At 63.6% G+C, this 16,905-nt stretch carries 13 protein-coding genes; 4 read left to right on the forward strand and 9 right to left on the reverse strand.

Annotation, left to right across the window (positions count from 1 at the left end):
* Positions 1–23: 23 nt before the first annotated feature.
* Positions 24–563, reverse strand: a complete 540-nt coding sequence (gene dut, locus BACI9J_RS13060; protein ID WP_159734761.1) for a dUTP diphosphatase — start codon at positions 561–563, stop codon at positions 24–26.
* Positions 564–679: 116 nt separating this feature from the next.
* On the opposite strand from dut, the gene BACI9J_RS13065 reads away from it, so the two are divergent.
* On the forward strand, positions 680–1,177 hold the full coding sequence (locus BACI9J_RS13065; RefSeq protein WP_201296580.1) for a DUF3093 domain-containing protein: 498 nt from the start codon (positions 680–682) through the stop codon (positions 1,175–1,177).
* Between the two features lie 43 nt (positions 1,178–1,220).
* On the opposite strand, the gene BACI9J_RS13070 is transcribed toward BACI9J_RS13065, so the two are convergent.
* The gene (locus BACI9J_RS13070) at positions 1,221–1,520 is read right to left on the reverse strand and encodes a DUF4193 domain-containing protein (protein WP_159734762.1); all 300 of its coding nucleotides are present in this window, start codon (positions 1,518–1,520) and stop codon (positions 1,221–1,223) included.
* Positions 1,521–1,821: 301 nt separating this feature from the next.
* On the opposite strand from BACI9J_RS13070, the gene sepH reads away from it, so the two are divergent.
* Positions 1,822–3,159, forward strand: a complete 1,338-nt coding sequence (sepH, locus tag BACI9J_RS13075; RefSeq protein WP_201296581.1) for a septation protein SepH — start codon at positions 1,822–1,824, stop codon at positions 3,157–3,159.
* Here the strand turns inward: sepH and BACI9J_RS13080 are convergent.
* Genes BACI9J_RS13080 through BACI9J_RS13095 form a run of 4 tightly spaced genes read right to left on the reverse strand, consistent with a single transcriptional unit; the run spans position 3,156 to position 8,660 of the window.
* A complete protein-coding gene (locus BACI9J_RS13080; protein WP_159734763.1) occupies positions 3,156–3,935 on the reverse strand; it encodes a thymidine kinase in 780 nt (259 codons plus the stop codon). The genes sepH and BACI9J_RS13080 overlap by 4 nt on opposite strands.
* Positions 3,928–5,193, reverse strand: a complete 1,266-nt coding sequence (locus tag BACI9J_RS13085) for an alkaline phosphatase family protein (protein WP_159734764.1) — start codon at positions 5,191–5,193, stop codon at positions 3,928–3,930. Before BACI9J_RS13085 ends, BACI9J_RS13080 begins: the two co-directional genes overlap by 8 nt.
* Positions 5,190–5,915, reverse strand: a complete 726-nt coding sequence (locus BACI9J_RS13090; RefSeq protein ID WP_159734765.1) for a DUF5998 family protein — start codon at positions 5,913–5,915, stop codon at positions 5,190–5,192. Before BACI9J_RS13090 ends, BACI9J_RS13085 begins: the two co-directional genes overlap by 4 nt.
* Before the next feature lie 57 nt (positions 5,916–5,972).
* Positions 5,973–8,660 carry a bifunctional acetate--CoA ligase family protein/GNAT family N-acetyltransferase gene (locus tag BACI9J_RS13095; protein WP_159734766.1) on the reverse strand — a complete coding sequence of 896 codons (2,688 nt, stop codon included), beginning with the start codon at positions 8,658–8,660 and terminating at the stop codon, positions 5,973–5,975.
* Positions 8,661–8,715: 55 nt separating this feature from the next.
* Between BACI9J_RS13095 and BACI9J_RS13100 the strand changes: the two genes are divergently transcribed.
* Complete coding sequence (locus BACI9J_RS13100; protein WP_159734767.1) at positions 8,716–11,232, forward strand: DNA gyrase/topoisomerase IV subunit A; 2,517 nt, start codon at positions 8,716–8,718, stop codon at positions 11,230–11,232.
* A gap of 110 nt (positions 11,233–11,342) precedes the next feature.
* On the opposite strand, the gene BACI9J_RS13105 is transcribed toward BACI9J_RS13100, so the two are convergent.
* On the reverse strand, positions 11,343–11,726 hold the full coding sequence (locus tag BACI9J_RS13105) for a VOC family protein (protein ID WP_159734768.1): 384 nt from the start codon (positions 11,724–11,726) through the stop codon (positions 11,343–11,345).
* Positions 11,727–11,879: 153 nt separating this feature from the next.
* On the opposite strand from BACI9J_RS13105, the gene BACI9J_RS13110 reads away from it, so the two are divergent.
* Positions 11,880–12,398 (forward strand): DinB family protein, encoded by a 519-nt coding sequence (locus BACI9J_RS13110; RefSeq protein WP_159734769.1) that lies wholly within the window; start codon positions 11,880–11,882, stop codon positions 12,396–12,398.
* 4 nt (positions 12,399–12,402) lie between these two features.
* On the opposite strand, the gene BACI9J_RS13115 is transcribed toward BACI9J_RS13110, so the two are convergent.
* Positions 12,403–13,413, reverse strand: a complete 1,011-nt coding sequence (locus BACI9J_RS13115; RefSeq protein ID WP_159734770.1) for a GNAT family N-acetyltransferase — start codon at positions 13,411–13,413, stop codon at positions 12,403–12,405.
* A 9-nt stretch (positions 13,414–13,422) separates the two neighbouring features.
* Positions 13,423–16,902 carry a thiol reductant ABC exporter subunit CydD gene (cydD, locus tag BACI9J_RS13120; RefSeq protein ID WP_159734771.1) on the reverse strand — a complete coding sequence of 1,160 codons (3,480 nt, stop codon included), beginning with the start codon at positions 16,900–16,902 and terminating at the stop codon, positions 13,423–13,425.
* Positions 16,903–16,905: the final 3 nt, after the last annotated feature.

Genomic DNA, 16,905 nt, shown 5'->3' on the forward strand with positions numbered 1-16,905 from the left:
GTACGCGTGGTCAGGTAGTTTTCTCAGGCCTGCGGTCCGTTGAAGCCGCCAGTGGACCCGAAGCCGCCGGTTCCCCGAACGGAGTCGGACAATTGGTCAACAGCAACGAACTGCGCGTATTCGACGCGCTGAATCACCATTTGCGCAATTCTATCGCCGCGCTTGAGGTCAATGGCAGTGTTTTGGTCGGTGTTCAGGAGCGTAACGGCGATTTCGCCACGGTAGCCGGCGTCCACGGTCCCTGGAGCGTTGACTACTGTCAATCCGTGCTTGGTGGCCAGGCCGGAGCGCGGGTGGATCAACGCCACGAATCCGTCCGGAAGGGCAATGGAGACGCCTGTTGGAACCAGTTTCCGCTCACCGGGGGCAAGATGCACATCCACACGTGCGCGGAGATCAGCGCCCGCATCTCCAGGATGCGCATACGACGGAGCTTCCAAGCCGGCGTCGAGCATCTTCAACTGCACCTCCAAAGTGGGGGCGCCGAACGCTGCGCTGGTTTCACTGCTGTCCGTGACTGCGGAAGCGGCGTCTGTACTGAATACTGCGGTCTCATTGCTCACAGTGGTCCATTCTACCGGGACCCGGCGCCCGGGAGCCGGCGGCCGGGGCCTAACCAGGCAGGGCCCCAACGAGACAGGGGGCGAAGCCTGGCGCCAAGGCCCGATAAGCTGGATCCATGCCTACGCCTGACCAGTCCTCCCCCGTGCCTGCCCGGAACAACCCTTCGTCCTCGGAAGTCCTTTACTCCGAGAAACTGTGGCCGTCCGTATGGATCTGGATTGTGGTTGTGGGCTTGTCCGGTGCGGGCGTCCTGATGTTTGGGCCCATCAGCCCAGCCACCGGCATCATCGCCGCCGTGGTCTTGCTGGCCATCATGACCATCATGTTGGTGCTCTCTACGCCCACCATCACCGTCACAGCTGACACCGTCAGAGTGGGCAGGGCGAGCATCGACCGCAAGTTCGTAGGCTCTGTGGAGGCGTTCAAAAAAGCGGAGGCAACCGCTGAAAGGGGCCCCCGCCTGAATGGCCTGGCTTACATGTGCTTCCGCGGGTGGATTGACCCGGTAGTGAAGATTGAGATCACCGACCCCGCAGACCGCACCCCTTACTGGCTGGCATCCTCCCGGCGGCCGGACGAACTCGTTTCAGCGCTGACCGCCTCGAAGGTTTAGCGCCGGCCTTATTCAGGGACAGCCCTCAAGCGCGGCAGTGCACCTAGCTCTCGCACTCCGTGCAATATTGGTGCCCGCCTCGTTCCGCAGCAATCTGGGACTTGTGCTTCACCAGGAAACAGTTGAAGCACGTAAATTCGTCAGGCTGCGGTGGCATGACTTGAATGAGGAGTTCCTCACCGGACAGATCAGCGCCCGGCAGCTCAAAGCCGTCGGCAAGCTCGGTCTCATCGACATCCACCGCTGAGGACTGCTTCCCGGACTGGCGCGTCTTGAGCTCTTCCAGGGAATCCTCGCTGACATCTTCCTCGGTTTTTCGAGGGGCATCATAGTCCGTGGCCATGGTCCTTCTTCGTCCTCCATACCTGTTCCGGGTGGGAACCGGAGCGCAGGAACTTCCCTGCCCTCGGCTTAAGGGTGCAAACGCCGGACGCCCCGGATTTGTGCCCGATCTCGGCCAGATTGTCCTCTCCCCTGCCCCGAAAGTCCATAGGACTTGTTTTGAGTGGATGTTGGCCGGCAAGCCGCCTGTATTCGAGCGCTTTTCAGCGGAATATCACGGCACGCCCTCGGTGCTAGTAGGAAAAGAACCGTGCGGGTGGCAGAGTTTCGAATGTCAGTTATGCCATGTGGTGGAGGGTGTTATGCAGGATCTACGACTCGTAGGCGTCCACGACGACGGCGGGCATCTGCTTTTGAGCGGCCCGGGTGGTGCGATGTTCCAGCTTCCCATCGACGAGGCCTTGAGGGCCGCGGCGAGCCGCACCCCTGCCCAAGTGGCCGCACGCGCCGCCAACACGGCCATTGCCATGTCTCCCCGCGACATCCAAGCCAGAATCCGCAGCGGTGCCACGGCCACCGAAGTTGCCGAGTTGTCAGGCCTTCCCCTGGCCAACGTTCAACGGTATGAGGGACCAGTACTGGCCGAGCGTGAGTACGTTGTACGCCAAGCCCGCAACATCGAAGTTGCTTCCCCTGCTCCTGGCCATGACATCTACCGTTCTGCCTTTGGCGACAACCCCGCCACTCTCGGGGAGATGGTTGACTACCGGCTCTCGGCACACGGTATTGATTCCTCCACGGTGGATTGGGATTCATGGCGCCGTCCGGACGGAACCTGGACGGTGGTGGCACGCTTCGAAACGGTCCCCGGCGCCCACGGAAGCATCGGCGAAGAACCGCCGGCCATGTGGACCTTCAGTCCCCAACGCAAATCGCTGCAGAATGCCAACCGCTGGGCCCAGCAGCTCAGTGAACTCGAGCCGATGGACGGCCCGGTCCCGGCCCGGCGGCTAACAGCAGTCTCGGACAGGCCATTCGATTTCGAGACCGACGCCGAAACAGCAGCACGTGCGTCCGCGAAAGAATCAGACAGTCTCCTGGAAATGCTCCGTTCGCGTCGCGGCCAACGCTTGGGCGTGGACGAAGACGGCGACGACGCCTTGGCTGTACTGCTGAGCAATGTTCCTGCAGCCCACCCCCGGCCTGGTGAAGAAGTTGGCGAGGCGGCAGAAGATGGCGGCCTCACAGATCCTGAACCGGCGGCAGCGCCAGGTGTTGAAGAACCCGCTCGCAAAGACGGCCGCCCTTCGATGTTGTCGCGGTTGAGCCTGGCTCCGCGGCACTTCGAGTCACACGAGGACGCCGATGACGAAGCTCTCAAGCTCCACAACGGAGTCAGTACAGACACCCGGGAAATAACGGTGGTTGCCAGCCCCTTGCGGCCGGTGACGTCGCTGACGGGGCGCAAGCCTGCAGGTTTGGACGAACTTCTCGGGGGCAGCAACACGCAGCCACGGGCAGAAGACGAGCCTGCGCAAACAGCTCACCACGGCCATCCGGATGCGACGCCGTCAGAGGTTCAGAAAGACGCAGAGCCGGGCAAGGACGCCGATGCGCCCGCAGAACGCCAGCCGTCGCGCCCCAAGCGGTCCAGCATCCCCAGCTGGGATGAGATCGTGTTCGGGGCCCGCGGCGACTAGCTACGCCGAACGGCTCCTGCGCCGGGCCAGAGGCAAGCATCGATGTCGAACGGCAGCGGCTGGTCCTCACCTGCCATCAGATTTGCGGCGTGGGCCGTGACGCGTCTCATGTAGTGCCGGCGGCACAAAGTCTCATAACCCACTACTTGTGCAGGTGCGGTGTCCATGGGCAGGGTGTCCTGCACGGGCACCGTCTCCAGGGGCAGGGTGTCCTCCACATGGGCTGTGTCGTCGCCGGTGTTCTGCGGTGCCACATCCCCCACCATCACTTGGTCACCCTCCACCACCATGATCCCATCGACGGTGCGGGCGTTCTGGGTTGCCCGCCGGCCGCACCAGCAGAGAGCCTCCACCTGGAGTACTTGCACCTTGTCTGCGAGTTCGATAAGCCGCTGCGAGCCGGGGAACAAGCGGGTGCGGAAGTCAGAGGTGATGCCGAACGCGAAGACATCAACCTCCATCTCATCCACAACGCGCGCCAACTGCTCCACTTGGAGGGGCGAGTAGAACTGGGCTTCATCACAGATGAGGTAGTCCACGCGGAGCCCGTTGGTTCGCCGCGCCACCACTTCGTCCCAGAAATCGGTGCTGTCCAGAACTTCCACGGCATCGGTTCGAAGCCCCAGTCTGCTGGAGATGGTTGAATCACCTGCGCGGTCGTTGCAGCTGAACCGGACACCTCCGCGTCCGCGGGCACGGTGGTTATGATCCATTTGGAGTGCCAAGGTGGACTTGCCGCAGTCCATGGTGCCCGAGAAGAAGACCAGCTCAGCCACGTTTGCCTTTTTTACCAGCCCCACCCGATTTACCTGCGCCACCGGATCTACCTGCAGCGGCGAAGCACACCAGGGGTACTTCGCGTTCTGCTTTGGTCAGCGATCCATGCTGGCCCACCACTTCAAGCGACGCCGGGCGTGCCCTGCGGGTGTCATACAGCGCCAAGGTATCGCGCGCTGCGATCATGAGGTCCCCAATGCGGGGAGCCACCTCGGGTCGCACCGCACCGAACAACCCGGCGTCAATGGCCTGCTCCCGCGTAAAGGCCCAGATCCTTTCGCCAAACCGCGAACGCCAAGCCTCCATCAAGGATTCACGGTGGGCGGCAGTGGCGTCGGGTTCAAAATAAAGGTGCACCATGCGTGGCTCCCCGGCGGTGTGCCGGACTCCGGCCACCAGGGATTCATCGGCTGAGTAGTCGATCCTCTGGGACTCGGGGACGTCCACCATGCCGTGGTCACCGGTCACCAGGATGGTGGTCCCGGGAGGCAGCGTAGCGGAGAGTCGTTTCACCGTGGAGTCCAGTTCCTCAAGTTGGTGCTCCCAGCGATCGGACTGACAACCGTAGCGGTGGCCTGCTTTGTCCAGCTCGTTGGCGTAAAAGTACATCAGGGACCGTCCGCCACCGGACATTGCCTCTGCGGCCGCGGCGGTGCGGGCATGCAGTGTGGTGCCGCCAACAAAGCGGCTTCCCCGGAGTGCAGCCTGAGTCATCGGGGAGTTGCCGAACTGCGGCAGGCTGACAGTCACCACGTCCAGCTCGCCGGCCAGCCGTTCAAAGATCGTCGCATGGGGCTGCCACTGTGCCGGGTCAACGTGGGCATCCCAATTGCCCAGGAGGTTCACTACCTTGTCCTGGGCGGGATCGAGGACGTCGTAGCCCACCATTCCGTGTTGCCCCGCCGGCAAACCAGTGCCGAGGCTGGCCAAGGATGCCGCCGTGGTGCTGGGAAAGGCGGCGTCGATCCACGTGGGGACGTTGCGTTGCCCCTCAGCCATGACCGCACGGAGAAAGGGCGTGTGAGAGGACTTTTGCTTCAACAGGGCGCGGCCGAGTCCGTCGGCAAGGACAATGCAGACACGCTGTGCGGAGGGCAATTGCAGGTTGTTGGTGAAGCCCGGAACGCCCAAGGATGCTGCCGAGCTGGTGAGCACTTCGGCAATGGACTTGCTTCCATAAAGCGGGGGCGATGGGAGGTCAGCGGCCGGGTTGCTTCCAGCGGACGTGTTCACCGGGTTCTGTGCGGTTTCCCTCAACGCTGGTGTCCGCGGCTGAGGCGGTTGCTGAAGACACCCGAACGCGGCCTCGGTGCAGGGATGCCGGCATGCTGGGCCGGTGACGGGTTGCCCGTATTAACCGCGCGCAGTGCACGGGCAAAAATCTTGGCATCCTGAACCGCTTGGAGCCCGTCTGCTTCGGCGCTGATCCGAAGGACAATATCTTCCTGGGCGATGGTTCCGCTGTAACCATGATCGGCTTCGCACTGGGGATCCCCGCAACTTGCCGGTCCCATGTCAAGGCGTTGGCCGCCGGACCAGGCGATGGACACCGTCATTTCGCGGACAGGATCAGAGGGTTTGTAGTCCTGGGGCTGCGCATACATGTAGCTGAGGACCACAGACCGGATCTGGGCCACCGGCACTGATTCCGTGGAAACCTGGGCAACGATTTGTTCTCCGGCTTCATCCAACTGCTGGTCATCCACGTGGGTGATCACCAGCATGTCTTCGGTAAGCACCAGCACCGTGATGTGCCTGCGGACCTCGGCCCGGTCAAAGTGGGTCTCCAAGTGGACCAGGTGGGAGAGGCACTCCCTGCCGTCCAGGGCGTCATCAACGACGTCGGCCACCAACCGCGGGTAGAAAGCTGCCTGCTGCAGCGCCTGGTCCAGGCTCTGTCCCTGCGAGCTGTGATGGTGGGCGGTGTGTAGCCCGGCATTGGACGGGCGGGATTGAGGCGTCGGAGACTGGGTGCTCATTCCCCCATTTTCACAGATGGTTTGATGACTACCTAACTGTGCGGCGCGCTCCTGTGGCTAACCCCGCATCGCGCGCCGGGCACTGTCCGTTCGCTGCGCGGCGTTGCCGATCCATACGTCCGCGCCCAGGATGGTGGCCCCGGCAGGACCCGCCAGGACCGGGTTGAACTCCACCAGTGCGATCCCGGGGTGGTCGTCTTTGAGCTTGGCGAGCCGGGCCGCAATGTCCTCGAGGGCTTCCACGTCAACGGCGGGAAGCCCCTGGTAGCCGAAGAGCTTCCGGGAAGCCCGGGGTGAACGGATGACATCATGCAGATCGGCAGCTGCCAGCGGGGGAACCCGATGCGCCCAGTCGTCCAGCAGGTTCACGGCATCGCCGGCCAGCCCGAAAGACAGGACCGGCCCCAGCAGGGGGTCTTCCATGGCGCGGAAGGTGCAGGCCTGTCCAACCGGTGCCATTGCCTGTACCTCGAGCGACGGTGATCCGTAGGGCTCCAAGGCGCGGCGCATTTGGGCTACGTTCTGCCGCAGGGATTCGGCATCCTGAATATCCAGGCGCACCCCACCGAGGTCCAGCCGGTGCCGCAGCGCGGGATCGGTGGTTTTCAGGACCACCGGCCAACCCACCGTCTCCGCGGCCTGCACCGCCTCATCGGCGGTGCTGAATCCGAGCGTTGGAACCACCTCAATGCCGTACCCCGACAGCAGTGCTGCGGCAGCACCGGCGTCGAGCTTCCTGATCTTTTCGCCCGTAACGCCAGCCAGCATGGAACTGAGCATGTCCCTGGTGCCGTCCACGTCGCAGTCTTCGGGCTCCACAAAAAGCCCTTGGTCCCGGTCACGCCATTGCGCGTAACGCACAATCGCTCCAAGGGCAGCCACGGCGGCACCGGCATTGGAGTAGCACGGCAGGACGGGCTTGCCGGGAGCTCCCACCATGCCTTCAATCTGCACAGAGGGATCCAAAATTCCGGTGAACGCGGCTACTACCGGTTTGCCGGCCTCGGCTGCGCACTCGGCAAGGACGCCCGCGAGCGCCTCAACAGTTAGTCCCCGCACCGGCAGAAGAGCCGCCACAACGGCATGCACGGACTCGTCCGCGAGGCTTTCCCGGAGGCTGGATTTGAGGGCGGGCAGCGCCAGTGACATGCCGGCGTCGAGGTCAAGGTCCGTCACCAGCCTGTTGACGTCCAGCCCGAACGGGCCGGCGGAATCGGCCACCACTTTAGCCAGCGCCACCGAATTGGAGTAGACGGCCACCCCAGGTCCCTTGGGCAACGCCTGGGAGGACGCTATCTGGGCGATGTCCATAAGTTGTTCGATGGTCTCCACGCGGATCACGCCGGCCTGGCGCATCATCGCATCCACTGCTGCGGACGGCGCCTGGGTGGTGCGGACCTCGTGTCCGGGCGGCAGGCTGAGGCCGGTGACATCGGACTTGGCAACGATCACTGGTTTGCTGCGGGACAAGCGGCGTGCCAGCCGGGAGAATTTGCGGGGGTTGCCGATTGACTCCAGGTAGAGGCCTACGGCGGAAGTGTCGGCGTCGTCTTCCCAATACTGCATGGCGTCGTTACCGGAGACATCCGCCCGGTTTCCCGCGGAGAGGAACGAAGACAAACCGAGACGACGGCGGCTGGCGGCAGCGTAAACCGCCACCCCCACTGCAGCGGATTGGCTGAACAAGCCCAGGCTGCCCCCTGGCGGCATGGTGGGAGCCATGGAAGCGTTCAGGGACACCGCAGGGTGCGTATTGAGGATTCCGAGGGATTCGGGACCGATGACGCGCATTCCGTTTGCCCTGGCCCGCCGTACCAACTCGTGTTGACGCGCCAGGCCCCGCTCGCCGTCGTCGGCAAATCCTGCCGTGGCCACCACGATCCCCTTGACGCCGGCAGCGGCGCAGTCGTCCACCACCTTGGTCACTTCTTCATAGGGAACAGCGATGATGGCCAACTGAACGGGGCCGGGGATCTCAGCCAACTTTCCGAAGGAAACCATCCCGGCGAGTTCGAAAGCTTCGGGGTTGACGGCATAGACCGGTCCTTTGAAGCCACCTTCAATGATGTGCTCCAGCAGTTGGTACCCCACGGTTCCCCACTTGCGGCTGGCACCAATGACAGCCACCGACGACGGCGACAAAAGGTCCCGCACGCTGCGCGCTTCCGCACGGTGCTCGCGCGACTCCATGACAGCCCGGGATTTCTCCGTGGGATCGATGTTGAATTCAACACTGACAACGCCGTCGTCGAATTGGCGTTTGAGGTCATAGCCGGCGTCGGCGAAGACCATCAGCATCTTCCGGTTGTCAGGGAGGACCTCGGCGGTAAAGCGGCGGATGCCGTTTTCCCGGGCGGCAACGGCCAGATGCTCCAGAAGGATGGAGCCGATCCCGCGTCCTTGGTGGGCGTCGGAAATGTTGAAGGCCACCTCGGCCTCGGTGGGATCGTCAAGTCGGTCGTAGCGGCCGATCCCCATGATTTCGCCGCCGATGGTGATGACGAACGCCACCCGGTTGATGTGGTCCACTTCGGTGAAGCGCCTTACTTCCTTGCCGGAGAGTTTTGGCTTGAAGGAGAAGAACCGCATGTAGATGGAGGCCTGTGACTGGCCGGCGTGGAACGCCTGCAAAGCGTCGGCATCCTGGGGCCGTATTGGACGGAGGTGGGCTGTCCCGCCGTCGCGCAGCACGACATCAGCCTCCCAATATTCCGGATAAATGCTGACGCCGGGCTGATCCACCATAGGCTTAGCCTAGCTAAAACATCCGCAGTACAACTCTCAAGGATTTACCGACCCCATGGCCCACAGCCAAAAATCAGCACGCAAAGCCGAGCCACTCGGCGATTTCACCGAAAACATCGTGGACATTGACGTCACGTCCGAGATGGAAGGCTCCTTCCTGGAGTACGCCTACTCGGTGATTTATTCGCGTGCGCTCCCGGACGCCCGCGACGGCCTGAAGCCCGTTCAACGGCGCATCCTGTACATGATGTCCGACATGGGCCTGCGCCCGGATCGCGGTCACGTCAAGAGTGCACGCGTGGTAGGCGAAGTCATGGGCAAGCTCCACCCGCACGGTGACACCGCGATCTATGACGCCATGGTGCGCATGGCGCAGGACTTTTCATTGCGCCTGCCGCTGATCGATGGCCACGGCAACTTCGGATCGCTGGACGACGGTCCCGCAGCACCGCGTTACACAGAGGCACGCTTGGCAGCCGCCGCGCTGACCATGACGGACCATCTGGATGAAGACGTAGTGGACTTCGTACCCAACTACGACAACCAGCTGACGCAGCCCGATGTCCTGCCGGCAGCTTTCCCCAACCTGCTGGTGAACGGCACCACGGGCATCGCGGTGGGCATGGCCACGAACATGCCCCCACACAACCTTGTTGAGGTCATCGCCGCTGCACGCCATCTGATCGCCAACCCCGGCGCCACGCTGGATGACATCATGAGATTCATCCCGGGCCCGGACCTCCCCACAGGCGGCCGGATAGTGGGCTTGGACGGAATTCGGGACGCCTACGCCACAGGCCGCGGATCATTCAAGACCCGCGCCAAGGTTGAGGTGGAACAGCTCTCCGCCCGCCGCACCGGCCTGGTGGTCACCGAACTGCCCTACATGGTGGGTCCGGAAAAGGTGATCGAGAAGATCAAGGATGCAGTCAACGCCAAGAAGCTGACCGGCATCAGCGACGTCGTTGACCTCACCGACCGCAACCATGGCCTCCGCCTGGTCATCGAGTTGAAGAACGGTTTCAACCCCAATGCCGTGCTTCAACAGCTGTACCGCTACTCGCCCATGGAAGACTCCTTCGGCATCAACAACGTCACCCTGGTGGACGGCCAGCCGCAGACGCTGGGCCTCCTTCAGCTGCTGCAGGTATATGTGGAGCACCGCCTGAATGTGGTGCGCCGCCGTACCTCCTTCCGCCTGGGCAAAAAGAAGGACAGGCTCCACTTGGTGGAGGGCCTGCTGATCGCGATTGTGGACATCGACGAAGTCATCCAGATTATTCGTTCCTCCGACGAAGCCTCGGCTGCGCGTGAGCGTCTCATGTCCATTTACGACCTCACCGAAATCCAGGCCAATTACATCCTGGAACTGCGGTTGCGGCAGCTGACCAAGTACTCGCGTCTTGAACTTGAGAAGGAACAGGACGAGCTGCGGCGCGAAATTGAGGCACTTGAAGCCATCCTTGCCTCGGACGAGTTGCTGCGCGATCTTGTCTCCGGCGAGCTGGCCGTCATCGCCGAGAAGTACGGGACCCCGCGGAGAACAGTGCTCCTGGAATCGGAAGCGGTCTCCCCCACCGTTGCTGCAGCCTTGGCAGCATCCGTGCCCGGGCCCAAGGGCAAGGCCGCGGCCCTTCCCCTGGAAATTCCGGACGACCCGTGCTGGGCCCTGCTCAGTGCTTCGGGCCAGATTGCCAGGACTTCCAACCAGGAACCACTGGCCGAGGCCGGCCCCCGTACCAAGCACGATGTCTTCCGCTCGGTAGTGAAGACCACCGCCAGGGGCGAGATCGGTGCAGTCACATCCCAGGGCCGCATGCTTCGCCTGCAGGTGATGGACATGCCCGCACTGCCGCCCGTCTCGGGTCTGCCAAACCTCGCTGGTGGCGTCCCGGCCAAGGACTTCATCACGTTGCTGAAGGGCGAAACCTTGGTGGCGTTCGTACCCCTGGACGCTGTCCTCGCCATTGGCACTGTCCAAGGCGTAGTGAAGCGTGTCCAGCCGGATTACCCCCTGAACCGTGAGGACTGGGAGATCATCGCCCTCAAGGACAAGGACTTGGTCCTTGCCGTGGAACCGGCGCAGGAGGACAACGTTGACTTGGTCTTCGTCACACGGCAGGCACAGTTGCTTCGCTTCAGCGCATCGAACGTCCGCCCTCAAGGACGCACGGCAGGCGGCATGGCCGGCATCAAGCTTGCCGCCGACGACGAAGTGATCCACTTCGGTACCGTTCGCGCGGACGATCCCGCCGCCGTCGTGGTGACCATTGCCGGAACCAACGGTGCGTTGCCCGGGACAGCGCCGGGAACTGCGAAAGTGACCGCCTTCGAGGAGTATCCCGCGAAAGGGCGGGCAACGGGCGGCGTGCGCGTCCACCGGTTCCTCAAGGGCGAAGACACCCTGCTCCTGGCTTGGGCCGGGCATGGTCCGGCCAAGGCGTCCTCAGCGGCGGGCGTGGCACGCGCCCTCCCTCATGAACACGGCCGCAGGGATGGATCCGGCGTCCCGTTGTCCCAGCCTGTGGAAGCAATCGGTCCGAGCATGGCCTGGGGTGAAGCGGCCGAATAGCCTCGGACTCGTTCTCCCTTCCACGGCAGCTATCCTGCGAGGCACGGCAAAGGCCGGGGGTACAGACCTCCGGCCTTTGTGCTGCCTTGGCGGTGAAGCCGCGGCCCGGGTTAGCCGGTCTGGTTGATGCTGAGGATGTTTCCCTCGCTGTCCAGGAACCAAGCCGCAGAGTTTCCGTCAGGCATCGTGGCGATGCCGTCTTCTGTCTTCAGTCCCGGGAAATCGTAGTCTTCGAACTTGACTCCCTTTCCGCGCAACTCCTCCACCGTGGCCTTCAGATCGCTGACAGTCCAGCCCATCTGAGTGTTCTTGGCAGTGCCTGCATTGGATGTTTGATACACCATGAATCCGGTTGAATCGCCGCACCTGTACTGAAGGTTGTCGCCGTCGTCCGGATTTTCGGGGTCCAGTCCGAGTTTTTCGCTGTAATACGCGCGAGCCCGGGCTATGTCCTGTGCCGGTAGTACGGCACCAACCTGCTGATCCTTGAGCATTGTTTTCTCTTTCCGGCTCTCCCCCCGGAACGAACTTTACTCCCGGCAGAGTCCGTGCGTAATCCGAAACCGACACCATATTTCCAGGGCTGCAGCACGCCATATTTGCCGGACTGCACAAGGGTGGGGGCCGGATCAGCTTAGACTTGCCGCATGCCGATCATCCCTGATGAAAAAGACTGGACCTGGGTGCTCTCAGAGCCCTGCCCCGAGTGCGGCTTCGACCCCGCAACGGTGACTCCTTCCACGGTGCCCGGCACTGTGGTGAACATGCTTCCCCGGTGGCGGGCTGTGCTCCGCAGGGAGGATGTAGCTACGCGTCCCAATGACCACACCTGGTCCAATCTTGAGTACGCATGCCACGTCCGCGACGTCTTCAGCTTGTTCGACCAGCGCCTGAACCTGATGCTCACGGAGGATGACGCCCGGTTTGCCAACTGGGACCAGGACCAAGCTGCGATCGACGGCGAGTACGGCGCCGCTGATCCGCGGACGGTGGCCGACGAACTCGAGGCGGAAGGCAAGGAAATTGCCGAGTCCTTCGCCCGGGTGACCGAGGATGACTGGCAGCGCACCGGAACGCGAAGCAACGGATCCTCATTTACCGTGCTGACGTTTTCCCAGTACTTCCTCCACGATGTTGTCCACCATCTCCATGATGTGGACGGCTAGGAAACTAGAGCATCTTCTCCCACGTCATACTGCGGTTCACGGGCGTGTAGCCCATGCCGAGGTAAAGTTCCAGCGCGCCGGTGGGGTTGGCCGAGTCCACGTCCAACGACGCCACCTCCATTCCGGCTGAGGCGTAGCGCTGCATGGCATCGGCGAGCAGGGCTTGGGCGATTCCCCGGCCCCGATAGCCACGCCGTACGCCAAGGAGCTCCGTGTAGCCTTCCTTGAAACCGCGGTCCGCGGCAGAATGCGGATCGAAGCTGGTCAGCTGGTATCCGGCCACCTCACCCGTGGCCGAATCAATGACCACCGCGCTGAGATCGTGCCGGGCAGTAGGTTCCTCGATGGTGAAGCGCCAGGATTCTTCATCCCGTGGTTCGCTCCCCCAATGGTCCCTGAACGCATCGTTGTGGGCTTTGCGTACGGCTTCGAAGAGAGATGAATCCAGGGTCCTGAGTTCAAGCCCTGTTGTCAGTGGCACCCGGGGCAGTTCGAGGGTAAGGGGCCGGTGCATTTCGTTGAACCAGCGCACAGCACCGTAGCCGTGGCCCATCAGCAGTGACGCCTGATGCTCGTGCTGTTCTTCCGTCTGGATCCGAAGCCGGGGTGGTGCCGTGGTGTGGCCGGACGCCGCGTCGGCTTGGAACCGCTGGCGTACTTGTCCCTCCTGCCACACAAGGACCGCCGAGCCAATCCCCCGTTGTTGCCATTCCGGGTCAACGCAAGCCATCCCGGTGGCTTTGTCGCCGTCGGGATTTTTGGCGATGCGTCCGTAGGCGCGGGCGACGCCGTCCGGGTCTACGCCCAGGAGTGTGCTTGTCTCCGCTGGATTCTTGGTTGACTCCAGGACATGGAGCAGGTCGCCTCGCTTCTCAAACCAGACGGGATGTTCGACGGCGGCCGTGCGGGCTATCAGGCCGGCCCAGTTATCGAGGTCCTCCATGGTGGCGGGCCGCCAGTTCAGACCAGTGGCAACGGCATCAGGCAGGGCTTGGCTTTCGAATTCGAAGGACATGCCAACAGGCTACTGAGGAGTAGGCCTTCCTACCAGTTCCGCCGCGCCCTGTGCCGTTCCCCGGGAAACGCTCCCAACAGAAGCCTGCTCAAAGGAGGCCTTCACCGCTGGCAACTCCAACCGTGAATCCGACGGATCAATGTCCTCCGGGTTGTGCGTGACCAGGACAACCGTGACGTCCTTGAGTCCCTTGCGCAGGATGGTCATCATCTCCCGGGCCGAGCCGGAATCCAGATGCGCTGTGGGTTCGTCGAGCAAGAGCACTGACGCTCCGGTCAGGAGCGTTCTGGCCATAGCCAGGCGCTGGCGCTCACCGCCGCTGAGGAAAGAACCGCCTGGCCCGATCCGGGCGTCAAGCCCGTCCGGCAATGCTTCCACTACTGCATCAAGCCCGACGTCGGCCAGGGCCCTGTGCATCTCGGCCTCGCTGGGCTTTGAGGCGGCCGGTCTGCTCAACAGGAGATTGCCGCGGATGGTGGAATCGAACAGGTGCGCCTCTTGCGGGCACCATGCCGCTGTGCCGGAGAGCTGGACAGTTCCTTCCGCCAGCGGCAGGAACCCCAACAGGACGGAGAGGAGCGTGGACTTCCCTGTGCCGGAGGGGCCGGTCACGGCGAGCCAGCGGCCGGGCACGGCAACCGCGTTCACGCCGGAGAAGACCACCGGGCCGCCCGGCCACGCCGCTGAGGCACCTTTGAGTTCAAGTCCTGCCAGACCGGAACGATCCGGCAAGTCCCGCGTGCCGCCGTCGTGTTCTTTTGGGTTCCCCTCGTCTGTTGGGTTCTGCTCGCCTGTTGGGTTCGTGGATCCGGGGGCATCCAGCGCGCCGGATGCCGCCACTCGCCCCAGGACAGCTGCGAGCGCCGGCGCTTGGCGTACAGCGGACACGATTCCGCCGAAGGGCTCAACCAGAGCTAGTTGCATGAGGACCATGACGGCGGTCAGTTCCGGGGCGAGAGTGCCGTTAAGCACTGCGGGTGCGCTGAGGGCGCCCGCCCACAGGGCAGCCACGGAGCATGCCAGGACGATGACAGCTTGGCCGAGTCCTTCAGCCCATGCCGAGCGCTGTGCAGAAAGGGTGGCGCTGCGATCCTTGGCGCGCAGTGCATCAAGCACCGGCTCCCCCACTCCGTTGGCGCTGAGTTCTTCCCGGGCATCAAGGGCCGCAGCCACTCCCCGCAGTACCACTGAACGCATCTGCTGTTCGGCTATGGCAGCGTTTCTGTCCGCCAGAATGGCGAGGGTGGGTGCAACGATCAGCCCCACCACGGTGGCTGCCACTACAGCCGGCAGCGCCTGTGGCACAACGATGGCTGTGGCGAGGATGGCCGCAGCTCCCACCCCCAAGGCAGTCACAGGCGGGAGGACAACCCTCGGAAGCAGATCCCGGAGGGTGTCTACGTCGTCCACGATTGAACCCAACACGTTGCCGCCCTGGAGGAGGCGCCGGAGGGAAAGCGCCCTGCGGCTCAGCGATGCCCAGAGTGCACCGCGGAGGCGGGTCATGGCTGCGAAGACTGCGTCATGGGTCAGCAGCCGCTCGCAGTAACGCAGCACTGCCCTTCCTATGCCGAAGAACCTTACGCCGACGATTGCGCCGAGCAGGTAGAGAATGGGCGGCTGTTCGCTGGCCCTGATGATGAGCCAGCCGGACAAGCCGGATAGCGCTACAGCGAAGAGAGCGGCCAGGACGGCCACTACACCTGCGGCGGCGAACTTCCAGCGCACGGGCTTCAGCGCCCGCAGGAGCCGCAGCAGGCTGCCGGTGGCGGGAACAGCCGGAAGGACACTATGCCATGTGGCATCCTTCGCCGGAACTGCAGCGGCGCCTGCTGAGTTGCTTCCCTCCAGCGAAGTGCTCGCCCCCGTCACTTCCAGCGCCGGGTGCTGCTGCTTTCCCACCGGTACCAGGTGGTCGGCGAGCGCCCGGGTGGCGGCGTCGTGGGCAACCAGGATTACGGTGACGTCATGGCTGAGCTCCTCAATGGCACGGCGGACCACGCTTGCCGAGTATTGGTCCAGGTGGGCCGTGGGCTCATCGAGCAGCAGGACGGTTGCGCCGGCTTCCACACGAGCCAGCCCACGGGCCAGTGCAACCCTTCGCAATTCTCCGGGGCTTAGTTCCGCTGGATTCCCGGCTGCCAGGTGTTCTGCTGAGGCCTTCCTCAGGACGCGGGTGACGGCCTGGGCAGTGTCCCCCGCGTATCCGTGAAGGTAGAGCTCAATCTCTTGCTGGACCGTTTCGTTGGCCATGACCGGGTGCTGGGGAACCCACGCGATTTTCTCCGGGACAGCACCGGTGATGGTCCCTGTGACAGAGGCTCCCGGTCCTTGCCTGATCAGTCCGGCAAGGACTCTGAGCACCGTGCTCTTCCCGGCGCCGCTGTGACCGTCGAGGGCCGTGACGCGCCCCGGCCCGACTGTGAAGCTGAGGGGTCCGACGGCGGGTGCGGACCTTCCGTGGTAAGTCACCGTCAGCCCGCTCACCACCAGTCCGGCTGACGCGGTTGCCCCGTCATGGCTGGACGAGGTGCCTTGCAACCGCTGGTGCGAGGGGGCGTCCAGTACGGTGTTGGTGGCTTCCAGTGCTTCCCGGCCGTCATCACTGGCGTGGTGGGCCGTGCCGAGCTCCCGAAGGGGAAGGTAGCAGTCCGGGGCCAGGATCAAGGCCAGGAGTCCGGCTTCGAGGGCCATGTCGCCGTGCACCAAGCGAACCCCGATGAACACTGCCACGACGGCTACTGAGATGGTTGCGATGAGTTCCAGGGCAAGCGCGGACAGGAACGCGGTCCGAAGCGTACCCATGGTCCGGGTGCGGTATTGCTCGGAGATCTCTTCCAGGGCTGCACGTTGCTCGGTGGCACGTCCGAGGCCTACCAAGACGGGCAGCCCTTTGGCGAGCTCAAGGATGTGGCCGGACAGTTTCCGGAGCGTGCTTTGCGCCTCGCGGACGGTGTCTTCAGTGTGCCTGCCGATCAGAACCATGAACAAGGGCACCAGGGGAACCGTCAGGACGATCACCACGGCACTTACCCAGTCGGCAAAGAGGATCCGTGCTCCGATCAGCAGCGGGACCGTCGCGCAATTTACGATTGCCGGCAGGTACTGGGTGTAGTAGTCGTCCAGCGCGTCCAGGCCGCGCGTGGCAAGGATCGCCAGGCCGCCGTCGTTCATTCCCGTAACCGGTGGCGAACCGGCGTCGGACAGTGAGCGCCGCAGGAGCCGCGCCCGCAGCTCTTCCTTGACGCCCAGGGCCGCCCGCCGTGAGGCAATGCCTTGGCCCCAGACTGTCAGCGACCTCAGGACTGCTCCGGCCGCACCCCAGACGAACCCGCTGTTCCAGTCTCCGGATCCGGACGCGAGCCCCGCCAGCAATACCGCCACGGCCTGCGCCATGAGGACCAGGGACAACGCCTTGAGGGCGGACATGAGGCCGATTGCGTAGAGCGCCCATCGCGTTGCCGGGCCGGAAGGGAACACGGGTTTCATGGG

It is taken from the genome of Arthrobacter sp. 9V (assembly GCF_902506065.1).
Lineage (GTDB): Bacteria > Actinomycetota > Actinomycetes > Actinomycetales > Micrococcaceae > Arthrobacter.

Excerpts from the sequence above, each read along its gene's own strand:
- cydD (WP_159734771.1), bottom strand. The coding sequence starts at position 16,902 with ATGAAACCCGTGTTCCCTTCCGGCCCGGCAACGCGATGGGCGCTCTAC.
- sepH (WP_201296581.1), top strand. The coding sequence starts at position 1,822 with ATGCAGGATCTACGACTCGTAGGCGTCCACGACGACGGCGGGCATCTG.
- BACI9J_RS13095 (WP_159734766.1), bottom strand. The coding sequence starts at position 8,660 with ATGGTGGATCAGCCCGGCGTCAGCATTTATCCGGAATATTGGGAGGCT.
- BACI9J_RS13105 (WP_159734768.1), bottom strand. The coding sequence starts at position 11,726 with ATGCTCAAGGATCAGCAGGTTGGTGCCGTACTACCGGCACAGGACATA.
- BACI9J_RS13065 (WP_201296580.1), top strand. The coding sequence starts at position 680 with ATGCCTACGCCTGACCAGTCCTCCCCCGTGCCTGCCCGGAACAACCCT.
- BACI9J_RS13070 (WP_159734762.1), bottom strand. The coding sequence starts at position 1,520 with ATGGCCACGGACTATGATGCCCCTCGAAAAACCGAGGAAGATGTCAGC.
- BACI9J_RS13090 (WP_159734765.1), bottom strand. The coding sequence starts at position 5,915 with ATGAGCACCCAGTCTCCGACGCCTCAATCCCGCCCGTCCAATGCCGGG.
- BACI9J_RS13110 (WP_159734769.1), top strand. The coding sequence starts at position 11,880 with ATGCCGATCATCCCTGATGAAAAAGACTGGACCTGGGTGCTCTCAGAG.
- BACI9J_RS13115 (WP_159734770.1), bottom strand. The coding sequence starts at position 13,413 with ATGTCCTTCGAATTCGAAAGCCAAGCCCTGCCTGATGCCGTTGCCACT.
- BACI9J_RS13100 (WP_159734767.1), top strand. The coding sequence starts at position 8,716 with ATGGCCCACAGCCAAAAATCAGCACGCAAAGCCGAGCCACTCGGCGAT.